14 protein-coding genes are annotated in these 14,908 nt (G+C 72.7%); 7 read left to right on the forward strand and 7 right to left on the reverse strand.

Features of this window, described 5'->3' with window-relative positions:
• Window positions 1-33: 33 nt before the first annotated feature.
• From ACN6LB_RS00160 to ACN6LB_RS00185, 6 genes are all read right to left on the reverse strand, one after another.
• On the reverse strand, window positions 34-1,140 hold the full coding sequence (locus tag ACN6LB_RS00160) for a CHAD domain-containing protein (protein WP_356142477.1): 1,107 nt from the start codon (window positions 1,138-1,140) through the stop codon (window positions 34-36).
• Window positions 1,121-3,352: an RNA degradosome polyphosphate kinase gene (locus ACN6LB_RS00165; protein ID WP_356142479.1), complete on the reverse strand. Its 2,232-nt coding sequence runs from the start codon at window positions 3,350-3,352 to the stop codon at window positions 1,121-1,123. Before ACN6LB_RS00165 ends, ACN6LB_RS00160 begins: the two co-directional genes overlap by 20 nt.
• A gap of 301 nt (window positions 3,353-3,653) precedes the next feature.
• Window positions 3,654-4,622 carry a hypothetical protein gene (locus ACN6LB_RS00170; protein WP_356142481.1) on the reverse strand — a complete coding sequence of 323 codons (969 nt, stop codon included), beginning with the start codon at window positions 4,620-4,622 and terminating at the stop codon, window positions 3,654-3,656.
• A complete protein-coding gene (locus ACN6LB_RS00175) occupies window positions 4,619-5,575 on the reverse strand; it encodes a hypothetical protein (protein ID WP_445024028.1) in 957 nt (318 codons plus the stop codon). The genes ACN6LB_RS00170 and ACN6LB_RS00175 overlap by 4 nt, the downstream gene beginning before the upstream one ends.
• The gene (locus tag ACN6LB_RS00180) at window positions 5,572-6,492 is read right to left on the reverse strand and encodes an ABC transporter ATP-binding protein (RefSeq protein ID WP_445024029.1); all 921 of its coding nucleotides are present in this window, start codon (window positions 6,490-6,492) and stop codon (window positions 5,572-5,574) included. The genes ACN6LB_RS00175 and ACN6LB_RS00180 overlap by 4 nt, the downstream gene beginning before the upstream one ends.
• Window positions 6,489-6,887, reverse strand: coding sequence for a GntR family transcriptional regulator (locus tag ACN6LB_RS00185; RefSeq protein ID WP_356142487.1), 399 nt, complete (start codon window positions 6,885-6,887; stop codon window positions 6,489-6,491). The genes ACN6LB_RS00180 and ACN6LB_RS00185 overlap by 4 nt, the downstream gene beginning before the upstream one ends.
• Before the next feature lie 110 nt (window positions 6,888-6,997).
• On the opposite strand from ACN6LB_RS00185, the gene ACN6LB_RS00190 reads away from it, so the two are divergent.
• From ACN6LB_RS00190 to ACN6LB_RS00215, 6 genes are all read left to right on the forward strand, one after another.
• Window positions 6,998-7,540 carry an RNA polymerase sigma factor gene (locus ACN6LB_RS00190; protein ID WP_356142490.1) on the forward strand — a complete coding sequence of 181 codons (543 nt, stop codon included), beginning with the start codon at window positions 6,998-7,000 and terminating at the stop codon, window positions 7,538-7,540.
• Complete coding sequence (locus ACN6LB_RS00195; protein ID WP_356142492.1) at window positions 7,537-8,454, forward strand: anti-sigma factor family protein; 918 nt, start codon at window positions 7,537-7,539, stop codon at window positions 8,452-8,454. Before ACN6LB_RS00190 ends, ACN6LB_RS00195 begins: the two co-directional genes overlap by 4 nt.
• Window positions 8,455-8,465: 11 nt before the next feature.
• A complete protein-coding gene (locus ACN6LB_RS00200; RefSeq protein ID WP_445024030.1) occupies window positions 8,466-8,657 on the forward strand; it encodes a hypothetical protein in 192 nt (63 codons plus the stop codon).
• A 76-nt stretch (window positions 8,658-8,733) separates the two neighbouring features.
• A complete protein-coding gene (locus ACN6LB_RS00205) occupies window positions 8,734-9,600 on the forward strand; it encodes an ABC transporter ATP-binding protein (RefSeq protein WP_445024189.1) in 867 nt (288 codons plus the stop codon).
• Window positions 9,600-11,195, forward strand: a complete 1,596-nt coding sequence (locus ACN6LB_RS00210) for an ABC transporter permease (protein WP_445024031.1) — start codon at window positions 9,600-9,602, stop codon at window positions 11,193-11,195. The genes ACN6LB_RS00205 and ACN6LB_RS00210 overlap by 1 nt, the downstream gene beginning before the upstream one ends.
• Entirely contained in the window at window positions 11,180-11,869 is a 690-nt protein-coding gene (locus ACN6LB_RS00215) for an ABC transporter (protein ID WP_445024032.1), read from the forward strand. Before ACN6LB_RS00210 ends, ACN6LB_RS00215 begins: the two co-directional genes overlap by 16 nt.
• Before the next feature lie 7 nt (window positions 11,870-11,876).
• On the opposite strand, the gene mshD is transcribed toward ACN6LB_RS00215, so the two are convergent.
• A complete protein-coding gene (gene mshD, locus ACN6LB_RS00220) occupies window positions 11,877-12,803 on the reverse strand; it encodes a mycothiol synthase (RefSeq protein WP_445024033.1) in 927 nt (308 codons plus the stop codon).
• Window positions 12,804-13,105: 302 nt separating this feature from the next.
• Between mshD and ACN6LB_RS00225 the strand changes: the two genes are divergently transcribed.
• On the forward strand, window positions 13,106-14,908 hold the full coding sequence (locus tag ACN6LB_RS00225) for a bifunctional metallophosphatase/5'-nucleotidase (protein ID WP_445024034.1): 1,803 nt from the start codon (window positions 13,106-13,108) through the stop codon (window positions 14,906-14,908).

The raw sequence follows: 14,908 nt of genomic DNA on the forward strand, positions 1-14,908 counted from the left end.
GGACCTCCCTCGCCCGCACGGGATCAACGTGGCCTATGGAGCGACCGCCGGGGTCTTCTGCCAGGACTGCTGGAACGCGAAGCGCGCCGCCTCCACCTCGTGGCGCTGGTCGGCGTGGAGCACGCCGAGTGCGTACGCCGTCGCCGGGGCGATGCGCGGGGTGCGGGCCGCCGACGCCGCGGCCGAGGCCGCCTCCGACGCGTCCCGGTGCCGGTCGAGAGCCTGGCCCGCGGCGAGCAGCCGTACGTCCACGGCCGCGTCCTCGCCGTGCAGGACGTCCCGGGCGTAGCGGTGCAGGCGCAGCAGCAGGCGTACCTGGTGCCAGGGGGCGTCCTGGGGGTGGGGCGCGGTGTCGGCGGAGAGGCCGTGCACGAGGGCCTCCGCGTTGTACGGGTGGCCCGCGGTGACCAGGGGCAGCGCGGTGACCGCGTCGCACAGCCGTTCCTCGGCAGCCGCGGCGGGCGGGCGCAGGTCGGCGCCGGCGGCACCCGGGGTCAGCGGGACCTCGCTGGCCAGTACGGCCACGTTGTCGGCGACCGCGTGGAAGCGGGAGGAGCCGAGGGCCTGCAGGGCCGCCGAGTGGGCCCGGGTCCGGGCGAGGGTCAGCTGGCGCTCCAGGAGGGCGCCCGCCTTGGCCGCGCCCACCGTCAGGTTGCCGCGGTCCGGGGTGAGTTGGGGGCGCGGGCCGGTGCCGACGGCTTGCGTGGCCGGCGCCGCGGGCTGCTGCGGGAACGCCGACGAGCCCGACAGCCGGTGCAGCGCGAGCAGCAGCCGCTCCAGGCGTGCCGCGTACGCGTGCTCGCGCGCCAATGTGCCGGACAGCCACGCGAGTTCGGGCCGCATGCCCTCCGACCAGTCGGTGTCGAGCAGCGGCCGGAAGGTGTGGAGGGTGCCGCTGATGCGGCGTGCCGAGCGGCGCAGGGCGCGCGCCGCATCGGCCGTCTCCTCGGCGCCGCCCTCCGCGGTGCGGGCCTGCGCCCGGGCGGGGAGACCTCCGTTGCCGCCGGTCTCCCGGTGCTGGCGCAGCGCGCGGAGGAACTCCGTGGCCTGCGCCCGCAGATAGCACGCGAGGGCGTCCGCGGACGCGGACCCGGTAACGGCCGCGGGGTCGGTGGGGGGATCAAGGTGCTGCTGTGCCACGCCGGCGCCTCCGGGCGTCTATGAGCATCTCCTGGACGTTGCGCAGGGGCTGGCCTTCGGAATCCGTCGCGTGCCGCGTCCACTCGCCGTCCGGGCCCAGATGCCAGGAGGAGGTGGTGTCGGACATGCCGGTCTCCAGCAGCCGGTTGAGGGCCGCCCGGTGGGCCGGGTCGGTGACCCTCACGAGGGCCTCGATACGGCGGTCGAGGTTGCGGTGCATCATGTCGGCGCTGCCGATCCACACCTCGGGTTCGCCGCCGTTGCCGAAGCCGAAGACCCGGGAGTGCTCCAGGAAGCGGCCGAGGACGGAGCGGACCCGGATGTTCTCGGACAGGCCCGTGACGCCCGGCCGTACGGCGCAGATGCCGCGCACCCACACGTCGACCGGCACTCCGGCCTGGGAGGCGCGGTAGAGGGAGTCGATGAGCGCCTCGTCCACCATCGAGTTGACCTTGATGCGGACGTGGGCGGGGCGGCCCGCCTGGTGGTGCTGGACTTCCTTGTTGATCCGGGCGATCAGGCCGTCGCGCAGGGACTTGGGGGCGACGAGCAGCCGGCGGTAGGTCTCGCGGCGGGAGTAGCCGGAGAGCCGGTTGAAGAGGTCGGAGAGGTCCGCGCCGACCTGCGGGTCCGCGGTGAGCAGTCCGAGGTCCTCGTAGAGGCGGGCCGTCTTCGGGTGGTAGTTGCCCGTGCCCACGTGGGAGTAGCGCCGCAGGGTGTCGCCCTCCTGGCGGACCACCAGCGACAGCTTGCAGTGCGTCTTCAGGCCGACGAGGCCGTACACCACATGGCAGCCGGCCTCCTCGAGCTTCCTGGCCCACTTGATGTTGGCCTGCTCGTCGAAGCGGGCCTTGATCTCCACCAGGACCAGGACCTGCTTGCCGGACTCGGCGGCGTCGATGAGCGCGTCGACTATCGGCGAGTCGCCCGAAGTCCGGTACAGGGTCTGCTTGATGGCGAGGACGTCGGGGTCGGACGCCGCCTGCTCCAGGAAGGCCTGCACGGAGGTGGAGAAGGAGTCGTACGGGTGGTGGAGCAGGACGTCGCGCTCGCGCAGGGCGGCGAAGATGTCGGGCGCGGACGCCGACTCGACCTCGGCGAGGTCGCGGTGGGTGCCCGCGATGAACTTCTGGTACTTCAGCTCGGGCCGGTCGAGGCCGCCGATGCCGAAGAGGCCGGTCAGGTCGAGGGGGCCCGGCAGCGGGTACACCTCGGCCTCGGAGATCTTCAACTCCCGTACCAGCAGGTCGAGTACGTACCGGTCGATGGACTCCTCGACCTCCAGGCGCACCGGCGGCCCGAAGCGGCGCCGCATGAGCTCCTTCTCCAGCGCCTGGAGCAGGTTCTCGGCGTCGTCCTCCTCGACCTCCAGGTCCTCGTTGCGGGTGAGGCGGAAGGTGTGGTGCTGGAGCACCTCCATGCCCGGGAAGAGCTCCTCCAGGTGGGCCGCGATGACGTCCTCGATGGGGACGTAGCGGTTGGGGGAGGCCTCCAGGAAGCGGGAGAGCAGCGGCGGGACCTTGACGCGGGCGAAGTGGCGGTGGCCGGAGACCGGGTTGCGGACGACGACCGCGAGGTTCAGGGAGAGACCCGAGATGTACGGGAAGGGGTGCGCGGGGTCGACGGCCAGCGGGGTGAGGACCGGGAAGATCTGGTGCCGGAAGAGCGTGAAGAGGCGCGCCTGCTCCTTCTCGGTCAGCTCGCTCCAGCGGACCAGGTGGATGCCCTCCTCGGCGAGCGCGGGGGCGATGTCCTCCTGGTAGCAGGCCGCGTGGCGGGCCATGAGTTCGCGCGAGCGGGCCCAGATCATCTCCAGCACCTCGCGGGGCTGGAGGCCGGAGGCGGACTTCGTGGCGACGCCGGTGGCGATACGGCGCTTCAGGCCGGCCACCCGGACCATGAAGAACTCGTCGAGGTTGCTGGCGAAGATTGCCAGGAAGTTCGCCCGTTCGAGCAGCGGCGTGTTCGGGTCCTCGGCCAGTTCGAGCACGCGTTCGTTGAAGGCGAGCCAGCTGCGCTCCCGGTCCAGGAACCGGCCCTGCGGCAACTGGATGCCGTCCTGCACCGTGTCCTCGTACGCGTCGAGGTCGGCGTCGAGGTCGGGTTCGAGATCGGAGACCACGGCCGACACGGTGTGCGGGCGGTGCGCGGCTATGGAGCCGACGGACGGCTGCGGATGCTGGACCTGTGCCTGGGCGCTGGGCTGGTTCATGGACCCATTCTTCCGCGCCGAGGGCGAGACGGGCGCGTCGGAGAGCGCACGGGGGAGCTCCGCGAGGCGGACGACGGTGCTCTGCGTCCCTCGCACGGGCTCGTTCTCCGCCGGGGGCCGGTGTTCGTGGTCCGGCGGTGGCGAAGGCTCAGGCACGGCGGGCTTCATTCGCCGAGCGTCGCAAGCCCGTCTGAATCGATGGTTACGGCGACATGACGTGCGGGATATCGGGGGGCGGCCCCCGGACGTCGACACGACCGGGGGCCGGGTACGCCCTCACCCCCGCGAGGGGCGTACGGGCTCAGGCGGTGCGGCGGCGCAGCAGCCAGAAGGCGGCGGCCGTCGCGGCGGCGGCCACGGCGAGGACGATGCCGGTCTCCACGAGGTGGAGGGGCCAGAAGTGGGACTCGGGGTGGTATTTCACGTAGGTGCCCGTCAGGCCGTGCTCCGTCAGGCACCGCCTGCGTTCGGCGGACTCGAAGCCGAGGCAGGAGGAGGAGGAGCCTTCCTGGTGCGCGCCCGAGGTGGTGACCGCACCCCACTCCGCCACCTTCGCGTACGTCGGGAGCGAGAAGGGGTCGTCGGGTCCCTGGACGCGGGTGAGCGTGGGCCACAGGTCCCAGCGCAGCCTCGTCAGGGCGAAGTTCAGCGCGAACAGCAGGGCCAGCGAGACGCCCAGGGCGGGCAGCGCGCGGCGCAGTACGAGCGCGGTGAGCGTTCCGAGGGCCAGGGCGCACAGGGCGTACGCCACCATCAGCGGGCCGCGTGCGACGAAGGCGTCCTGGAACGTCCAGTCGCGGTCGGTCAGGCCGGGGTGTGCCGACCAGGCCCAGCGGTACGCCACGACGAGCACGGTGCCGCCGAGGGTGATCAGAGTTGCGGGCACGGCGAGTTTGGCGGCCAGCCAGCGCACCGGGGTGACCGACTGGGTCCAGGCCAGCCGCGCGGTGCCGTTCTCCAGCTCGCGGCCGATCAGCGCACCGCCGGCGAAGGCGGCGACGGCCAGGAAGCTGTAGCAGGCGGCGGTGCCGACGTAGCCGATCCGCTCGCTGTAGCGGAGGCTCGTCAGGATGGAGCAGGGCGAGTGGTGGAGGCAGTAGGCCCGCTCCTGGAGTGCGGTGTCCGCGGTGATCCAGACCGTCCACGCGAGGGTCGCGACGGTGGCCAGGACGAAGCCGCCCCAGATGAGCAGGGCCGAGCGGTGCAGGCGCAGCACGGTCCAGGTCAGCCCGGACGGGCGCCGGAGGTCCTTGAGGGCGAGGGAGCTCATGTCGTGGTTCCCCTTCTGCGCAGGACGGCGAAGGCGGCGGTGACGAGGAGGGCGGTCAGGGCCAGCAGGACGCCGGTCTCCAGGAGCTGGCGGGGCCAGTAGTCGGGGGAGGGCAGGTACTCGCGGGTGAAGCGGACGATGTCGTGCTTGGCCAGGCAGGCCTGGCTGTCGTAGCACCCCGGGTCGGCGATCCGGGCGCCGCTTGAGGTGATCGCATGGCTGCGCGAGGAGACCTCGGGCTGCTGGTGGCGGCCCTGGAAGGGCCAGTGGTTGCCGAGGAAGGCGTAGACCAGGAAGTACCCGAAGCCGGCGACCGCGAGGGCGGGCAGGGTGCGGCGCAGCGCAACGGCGGCGAGCGCGCCGATGGCGAGGCCCAGCAGGGGTGCGGCGACGGTGGACGGGCCGATCGCGAAGTAGATCGACCTGGGCCCGATACCGGCGATCAGGAGGTTGCTGTGCGCGGACCACAGCTGCCGGTACAGCACGACCAGCAGGGTCATGCCGAGGACGATGAAGGACGCCGGCACGACGAGCTTGGCCGCGAGCCAGCGGGCCGGGGAGACGGACTGCGTCCAGGCCAGCCGCGCGGTGCCGCTCTCCAGCTCACGGGCGATGAGCGGGCCGCCCGCGAACAGGGCGATCGCGAACGAGGCGATGTTGATCATGGTCGCCGGGTCGTAGAAGAGGTCGTTGTACGTGCCCGAGGTGAAGGCGAGGAGCGTCTTCGCGGAGTAGGCGTCATCCAGTACGCCGGCGTAGCCGAACGTGTCGAGCTTGTGCTGCGTGGCGTCGGCGCCCGGCCCCAGCAGCCACAGCAGGAGTGCCGCGGTGGCGGCCACGAAGGCGAGCCAGATCCACAGGGCCGTGCGGTGCAGGCGCAGGACGGTCCAGAGCAGGCCGCGGGGGCGCGGGAGCGAGCGGCGGACGGGGGCGGAGAGGGTGGCGGCGCTCATGCCGTCACCGCCGTACGGATCGCGGACGTGCCCGGGGTGATCAGGGCCGGGGTGGCGGGGGAGCGGAGGTGGGCGAGCAGCAGCTCCTCCAGGGACGGCTGCGTGGCTTCCCAGCTGTCGTCGAGGCGGCCGTCGAGGCGGATCAGCGCGGTGAGGCCGCGGCCGGTGGCGCGGGACTCGACGACGGTGTGCGGGGCGAGGTCGGCGGCCGTGCCGCGGCCGGTCACCAGGGTGTGCGCGGCGAGCAGGTCGTCGATGCCGCCGCCGAGCCGGATGCGGCCGTCGCTCAGCAGGAGCAGGTGGTCGCAGGCGTCGGCGAGCTCGGAGACGATGTGCGAGGACATCAGGACGGTCGTACCGCGCTCGGCGGCGTCCGCCATCAGCGTGCCCATCATCTCGTGGCGGGCCAGCGGGTCGAGGTCGGCCATCGGCTCGTCGAGCAGCATCAGCTCGGGCCGCTTGCCGAGCGCGAGGGCGAGCGCGACGCGGGTGCGCTGGCCGCCGGAGAGCCCCCGGATCTTCGCCTTGGGGTCGAGGTCGCCCTGCTCGACGATCGAGAAGGCGTACGTCGCGTCCCAGCGGGCCGGGTTGAGCTCGGCGCCCATGCGCAGGGTGTCCGCGATGGTCAGCTGGGGGTGCAGCGGCTTGTCCTGGCCGAGGTGGGCGACCCGGTCGCGGGCCTCGCCGGGGGCCGCGCCGAGCACGGTGAGGGTTCCGGAGGAGGGCCGCAGCAGGCCGGCCGCTATCGCCAGCAGCGTGGACTTACCGGCTCCGTTGGGGCCGACCAGCGCACTGATCCGGCCGGCGGGGAGACGGAAGGAGCAGTCGTCGAGGGCGGCGGCCGCCCGCCTTCCGTACCGCTTGCCGAGCCCGGATGCCTCCAGGGCCACGGCCGGGGTGGTGCTGGTGGAACTCACTGGTCCCCCTTCGGGAAGTGTGTGTCGATCACGGAGCCGAACAGTGCGGCCACGTCCTCGCGGCCGAGGCCCGCGGCGTGGGCGCTCTTCGCCCAGGCGTCGAGTTCGGCGCGCAGGGGGGAATCGGCGGGGGTGGTGCTCAGGGAACGCTGCACGAAGGTGCCGAGGCCGCGGCGGGCCTCGACGAGACCCTCTCGTTCGAGTTCGCGGTAGGCCTTCAGGACGGTGTTCGGGTTGATGGCGGTGGCCTCCACGACCTCGCGGGCCGTCGGGAGCTTGTCGCCGGGTTCGAGCAGGCCGAGACGGAGGGCTTGTTTGGTCTGCTGGACGATCTGGACGTAGGTGGCGACGCCGCTGCGGCGATCGATGCGGTACTCGATGCCGGGTTCCCCCATGGCGTAACCCCCCTTTCACTAATTGAGTAGTGAAAGGGTGATGCAAGACTTCCTCCGAAGTCAAGTCCGTCTCCGTGAACCGATCGCGGGGGCTCGTCCGATGAGGGGTCGTGAGGGAAACAAGAAGCGACGGGGAGCTGCTGCGGGCCATCGCGGCGGACGGGGACCGGCGCGCCTTCGAGGAGCTGTACCGGCGGTACGCGCCCTGGCTGACCGCACGGCTGCGCGGCCGCTGCGCCGACGCCGGGGTCGTCGACGACGTCGTCCAGGAAACCTTCCTGGCCGTGTGGCGCGGCACCGCCCGCTACCGGGAGGAGGGCGACGCGGCCGGCTGGCTCTGGCGCATCGGCTCCCGGCGGCTGATCGACGCGCTGCGCGGCGACGGGGCACGCGGCCGGCTGCGGCAGACGCTGTCCCGGCTGCGCCACCGCGACGAGGCGTCCGCCGAGGAACGGGTGCTGGCCGGCGTCGAGCACGGCGATCTCGCCGGCGCGCTGGTGCGGCTCTCGCCCGAACTGCGGGCGGTGCTCCAGGCCACGGTGATCGACGGGCTCACCACCCGGGAAGCGGCCGTCCTGCTCGGCATTCCGCCCGGCACGGTCAAGACGCGGGCACTGCGGGCCCGCAAGCAGTTGCGGGAGGAGCTGGCGTGAGCGTCAACAGCACCAACGAGAAGCCCTCCGGGGAGGGCGCCTGGCACGCGGACGGCGACGATCTGCGCGCCTACGTCCAGGGCGAGCTGACCGCTCCCCGGCTCTGGTCCGTCGACACCCACCTCGCCGCGTGCGCCCGCTGCCGGTCCGCGCTGGCCGAGGTGAGCGATCCGGTCGCCCTCGACGCGGGATGGGAACGGCTCGACGCCGAACTCGACGCGCCGCGGCCCGGCCTCGTCGAGTCGCTGCTCGTGCGGATCGGCGTCGCCGACCACACCGCGCGACTGCTCGCCGCCACGCCTGTGCTGCGCCGGTCCTGGCTCGGCGCCGTCGCCGCGGTCCTGATGATGACGGTGGCGGCGGCCGACGCGGTCCGCACCGCGTCCTCGCCCACCCTCTTCCTCGCCCTCGCACCGCTGCTGCCGCTCGCCGGGGTCGCACTGTCGTACGGGCCCGTCCTCGACCCGACGTACGAGATGACCGTCGTCGCGCCGATGAACGGCTTCCGGCTGCTGATGGTCCGCACGTTCGCCGTGCTGGCCGTCGGCCTCGGCCTGAACGGGCTCGCCACGCTCGCACTGCCCGAGTACGGCCTGCGCGCCCTCGCCTGGCTGCTGCCCGCCCTCGCCCTCACCGCGACCGGGCTCGCCCTGACACCCCGCCTCGGCCCCGTCCTCGCACCCGGCCTGGTCGGCGGGGCATGGGTCGGACTGCTGGTGGCCGCCCGGCTCTCGGCCGACGGCACCGACGTGATCCTCGCGCCGTTCACGGCGGCGGGGCAGGGCGTCGCGGCGGGGGCGGCGGCGCTTGCCGCGGGGCTGCTGTACGTGGTGCGCGACCGGTTCGAGTCGTCGCGCACGGCACTGGAATCTTTCGGATCGTTTGACCGATTTTCGGACGGGGGCAGGGCGTGATGAGTGACGCCATGAGTGACGTGGTGACCAAGAGGCCCGGCGGGTCTTCCCGGCGGTGGGTTCTGTGGGGCAAGGCGGCGCTGTACGCGGTGGGTGCGGTGGCCGTGGTGGTGGCCGAGGTGCTGTACGTCGTGCTCACGAGCTCGTCGCGCACGTCTTCGGGCAGTGGTGGTGACGGGGACGACGGCGGCGGTGACTCGTGACGGCCCCGGTGCCTGCCCGCTCCTTCCTCCACCCCTTCGCTCTCTTCCACAGGAGCTTCGCGTGACCAGCGAACGCATGACCATTCCCACGCTCTCCGCCTCCGGGCTGACCCTGCGCTACGGCAGGACCGCCGCCCTCGACGACGTGTCGATGAGGCTGTACGAAGGCGTCACCGGGCTGCTCGGGCCCAACGGGGCCGGCAAGACAACCCTGTTGAGGGTGCTCGCCACCGCCGTGCCCGCCGACCGGGGCGCCTTCACGGTCCTCGGCAACGACCCCGGTACGACGGCCGGACGCCTGGACGTACGGCGGGCGCTGGGCTATCTGCCGCAGACCCCCGGTTTCCACCCGGACTTCACGCCCTTCGAGTTCGTCGACTACGTCGCGATCCTGAAGGAGATGACCGACCGCAGGGCCCGGCACCGGGCGGTGAGCGGCGTACTCGACTCCGTCGACCTGTCCGGCGTACGCGGCAAGCGCATCAAGAAGCTGTCCGGCGGGATGCGGCAGCGGGTCGCGCTGGCCGCCGCGCTCGTCGGCGACCCCGGCTTCCTCGTCCTCGACGAGCCGACCGTCGGCCTCGACCCCGAACAGCGCATGCGCTTCCGGGAGTTGATCGCCCAGGCGGGCGAGGGGCGCACCGTCCTGCTCTCCACCCACCAGACGGAGGACGTCGCGATGCTCTGCCACCGCGTCGTCGTCATGGCGCAGGGCCGCGTCCGCTTCGAGGGCACCCCCGCCGAGCTGACCGCCCGCGCGGCCGGACGAGTGTGGAGCAGCACCGAACGCGACCCCGGGGCGCGCGCCGGATGGCGTACGGGCGCCGGCACCTTCCGTAACGTCGGCGACCCGCCCAAGGGCGCCGACCTGCTCGAACCCACCCTGGAGGACGGCTACTTGCTCACCCTCGACGGGGAGAGCACGGCGGAGGTGGCTGCCTGATGAGCACGAGTACGCGTATGAGTACGGGTGCGGGGGCCGGGGCGGGCGAGGGCGCGGGCGTGGCAGCGGCACCCACGGGGGTGGAGCCGCTGCCGGGCCGCCGCAACCGCGGGGCGGCCGTCCTCGTCCTCGCCCGGTTCGAGGCGCGCCAACTGCTGCTCCAGGCACCGGTGTTCGTCTTCTTCCTGCTCTACTTCGGCGCCACCTGCTGGAAGCTGTTCTTCAAGCACGAGGGCATGAACGACTACCCGGCCCTCCAGGACGTCGACCGGGCCACCCAGAACGGCGCCCTGCTCGTCTCCGTCTTCGTGCTCACCGGCGTCAACCGGGCCACGCTGCTCTCCCGCCGCCGCGACACCGACCGGCACTTCGAGACGCTCGTCATGGACCCGTGGCGGCGTACGGTCGCACACGCGCTGTCGGCCGTACCCCTGGCCGCCGCCGTCGCGCTGACCGTCACCCTCGACTTCACCTGGGCGGCGCTGAAGCCGGGCGCGGTCGGCCACGGCTCGGTCCTCGAACTCGTCGTGAGCCCGCTGACGGTCCTGCTGGCCGGTGTTCTCGGCGTGCTGCTCGCCCGCCTGATCCCGTCGGTGCTGGGCGGACCGCTCTTCGTGATCGCCGGCTTCGTCGCCACGGCCGTCGTGCCCCAGCTCGTCACCGACGCCCACTGGCTGCGCTGGCTGTCCCCGGTCGTCGACGAGACCGGCCCCGACGCCTTCCCCTCCGACCTGATGGGCCGCCCGGCCGCCTGGCACGCGCTGTATCTGGCGGGGCTCGTCGCGCTCGTCCTCGGCGCGGCGGTACTGCGCGCCGGTGGCCGGACACGGCTGGTCAAGGCGGCCACCGCCGTCGCCCTCGCCGCCACCGTCGCAGGGATCGCCGGGCAGTCCCCGGGGGACTCGGCCGCACTGACCGCGGCCCGCGCCAAGGCGTACCTCCACCCGGAGAAGGTCCAGTCCTGCCGGGAGATCGGCACAACGACGTACTGCGCCTACCCCGAGTGGGCAGGCCGCAGCGAGGACTGGGCCGCCGTGGTCAAGCGCGTCCAGTCCCTCGCGGGCGGCGCCGCCGGCGGCGAACGGCTGACCGTACGGCAGCGTGTCGACGCCCGTCAGGGGCTGGAGGGCGGCGCCTCGATGGATCCGCTCACCGGGCGCGGCCAGGTCACCGTCGGCACCCGCTGGGGCGGCAACCGCGTCCCCGAGTTCGCCGTCGGCCTCGCCGGTGTCCTGGTGGGCGGCGACGAGCGGTCCGGCGGCACGGTGTGCGACGGCCGCGTGGTGACCATCATGTGGCTGGCACTCGGCGCCGACCCCGACCCGATGGCCGCCCTGCGCAACGTCCGTCTCGAGGACAACGTCACCGGCTCCAGCCTCGTCCTCGCCCCCACGGCGCCGCTCATCATGAGCACCGAACAGACCCGGATCGTCAGGGAGTTGCTGAACATGCCCCGCTACGGCGTGACCGCCCGCGTGAAGGCCCACTGGACCGAGCTCACCTCTCCCAAGACGTCCATGGCACGGGTGGCCGAACTGCTGGGCGTGCCCGCCGCGCCCAAGGGCAGCGGGGACGGTGAATGGTGCGAGAAGTAGCCGCCATGGCCCGGGCCCTGCTGCGGCCCGTGGCACGCACCCTGCCGTGGCGGGCCCTCGCCGCGGGCGCCGGCACGGGACTGCTGGCCGCCTGGAGCACCCGGATGGCCTCCGGTGGGCAGGACCCCCGGCTCAACCTCAACCTGCTGCGGGCCGCCGCGCTCGCCTTCGCCCTCGGGCTGGCGTTCCTGCTCGACGACCCGGCCCGGCACACCACCGAAGCGGTGCCCGCCCGCCGGCCGCTGCGCGCCGGGCTGCGGCTGGCCCTCGTCCTTCCGCTCGCCGCGCTCTGGTGGACGGCCGCGCTGCTCCTCGTACCGGAGGGGGCGCGGCCCCCGGTGGGCGGCGCCACCCTGGAGGCCGCCGCCGTCGCCGCGCTCGTCCTGGCCGGCGCGGCCGCCGCCGTGCGGCTGTCCGGCGGGGCCGAGCCGGGGACCGTCGTCGCGGCCGGGTTCCTTGCCTTCGCGGTGGCCGTGCCGCTGCTGCTGCCCGACCGGTGGCCGCTGCTGGTGCAGGTGGGCTCCGTGCACTGGGACGCCGCCCATGCGCGGTGGGCGGGTGCGCTTGCTGCGGCCGTGCCGGCGTGGGCTTACCTGGTCATGGAACCTGTACGGGGGCGGGTTCCGGCTCGGGTGGGGGGTTGGGTGCGTCGGGTTTCGCCGGCCGGGCGCTGAGGTTCGTTCACGACTCCGTGCGGTACATCAGGTCCGTCTCGTGCGTGACGAAGCCGAGGCGCTCGTACACCGTCACCGCCGCCTTGTTGTCGGCGTCGACATAGAGCATCGCGGTGGGCAGGCCCTGGGCGGCGAGGTGGCGCAGGCCGATCGTCGTCAGGGCCTTGCCGAGGCCGCCGCCCTGGGTGCCGGGGCGGACGCCGAGGACGTACACCTCGCCGAGCTGCTCCTGCGCGTGGACCTTCGTCCAGTGGAAGCCGACGAGTGTGTCGCCGCGGAAGGCGAGGAAGAACCCGGCCGGGTCGAACCACGGCTGCGCCTTGCGGTCGTCCAGGTCGCGCTGAGTGAGGGAGCCCTGCTCGGGGTGGTGTGCGAACGCCTCCGCGTTCACGGTGAGCCAGTCCGTGTCGTCCCGGCCCGGCACGAACGTACGGACGCTCACATCGTCCGGGAGGGTCGGCTCGGGCAGGTCCAGGTCCGTCAACGGACGGCGCATCTGGCGCAGTTCGCGGAACAGGGTCAGGCCGAGGACCTGCGCGAGGTGCCGTGCGGCGGAGTGGCCGCCGTGCGCCCATACGCGCAGGCGCTTGCCCGACTCCGCGAGGAGGGCCGCGCCGAGGGCCCGGCCGTGGCCGTGCCCTCGGTAGGAGGGGTGGACGACCAGCTCGGCGGCCGGTGCCTCCACCGGGTCGGTGTCCTCCAGCTGCGCGTATCCGGCCAGTACACCGCCGACGCTCAGCAGCAGATGCCGTACGCCGCCGCGCGCGCCGCCCTTCAGCTGCAGCCGCCCCTGCTCGGACACCGACTGCCGGCCGTCGGCCCGGGCGGCCTCGTCGAGCAGCACGAGCACGGCCTCGGCCAGCTCTGCGGGGAGCTCCGAGTACGTCTCGATGGAGCGGGAAAGGGCAGCCGATGCGGTGTCGTTGCTGGTCATGGATACGAGGGTACGGCTCGGCGATTTCTGGACAAGGGAGTTGGCGGGGGCGCCTGTCGCCGGGGGCCGGCGGAGCCTCGTCACTGCGGGCAATCGTGCCGCCAGGGGCGGCACGGGTGGGCGCAGCGGCGCCCCGTGAGCGCCGGGCTGCGAGACCCACCCCCGGCCGGCAACAACGCCGGGTGCGCGGGGTTTGTCAGGTGACGGCAACCAGTCCGTAACGTCAAGGCTCTGTTGCGCTACGCGCGTTGAATCTAGGCTGCGCGGGAGCCACAGCCGCCTCACGACTCCCAGGGGGGAACATGGCGTCCACGCCACGACCCAGACGCACGTACCGGATACTCGCCGCGGCCGCAGGCCTGGCCACCGTGGGCGCACTGGCCGCCGCGATGCCGGCAAGCGCAGGCCAGAGCCGGAGCGTGACCCCGGCCCACCACCCCGGCAGCGGCCGCTACCAGGACGTACAGCTGCTGTCCTTCAACGACCTGCACGGCAACCTGGAGCCCCCGACCGGCTCCTCGGGCCGTGTGACGGAGAAGGAAGCGGACGGCACGACCAAGACGATCGACGCGGGCGGCGTCGAGTACCTCGCCACGCACCTGCGGACCGCCCGCAAGGGCAACCCGTACTCGATCACGGCCGCCGCCGGCGACATGGTCGGCGCCTCGCCGCTCATCTCCGGCCTCTTCCACGACGAGCCGACGATCGAGGCGCTGAACAAGCTCCGCCTCGACGTCACCTCCGTCGGCAACCACGAGTTCGACGAGGGCGCCAAGGAACTGGCCCGCCTGCAGAACGGCGGATGCCACCCCACGGACGGCTGTTACAACAACAGCGAGAAGTTCGAGGGCGCCAACTTCCCCTACCTCGCCGCGAACGTGACCAACGAGAAGACCGGCAAGCCGATCCTCAAGCCCTACTGGGTGTGGAAGAAGAACGGCGTCAAGGTCGGATTCATCGGCGTCACGCTGGAGGGCACGCCCAACATCGTGTCCGCCGACGGCGTCAAGGGCCTGAAGTTCGGCGACGAGGTCGAGACGATCAACAAGTACGCCAAGGTGCTGCAGAAGCAGGGCGTGAAGTCGATCGTCGCGCTGATCCACGAGGGCGGCGCGCCCGCGTCGAGCGCCTACAACTACGACTGCGACAGCCCCGGCGCCGGTGACGGCATCTCCGGCCCGATCGTCGACATCGCCAAGAACGTGACGCCCGCCGTGGACGCGCTGGTCACCGGCCACACCCACCAGGCGTACGCCTGCACGATCCCCGACCCGTCGGGCAAGCCCCGCATGGTCACCTCGGCCGCGTCCTTCGGCCGTCTCTACACCGACACGACGCTGACGTACGACCGCCGGACCGGCGACATCGCCCGTACGGCCGTGAAGTCCGCGAACCACGTCGTCACCCGTGACGTGGCCAAGGCCGCCGACATGACGAACCTGATCACCAAGTGGAAGACCCTCTCCGCGCCGGTCGCCTCCCGCCCCATCGGCTACATCGCGGGCGAGATCGGCAACATCGGCAACGAGTCCCCGCTCGGCGACCTGATCGCCGACGCGCAGCTCGCGTACGCCAAGTCCGTCGACCCGTCGGCCGACCTGGCGGTGATGAACCCGGGCGGCATCCGCGCCGGCCTCACCTACACGTCGAGCGGCGGCGAGGGCGACGGCGTGGTGACCTACGGCGAGGCGTACACGGTCCAGCCGTTCGCCAACACCGTGAACCTGGTTGATCTCACCGGCGCTCAGGTGGTCACCGCGCTCCAGCAGCAGGTCAGCGGTGGCAACGACGCCGCGCCGAAGATCCTGCAGATCTCCCGCGGACTCACGTACACCCTGGACCTGACCAAGACGGGCGCCGCGCGCGTCGTCGCCGACTCCGTGAAGCTCAACGGCGTCGCCATCGACCCGGCCGCCACCTACCGCGTCGCGATGAACTCCTTCCTCGCGGGCGGCGGCGACGGCTTCACCGAACTCGGCAAGGGCGCGAACGTCGTCGTCGGCGGCGACGACCTGGCCGCCTTCGAGGCCTACCTGAAGGCCAACTCCTCGGCCACGACGCCGTATCCGGTGCCGACGGCCGACCGGATCACGGTCGTGAAGTAG

Source organism: Streptomyces sp. SAS_270 (assembly GCF_052543295.1).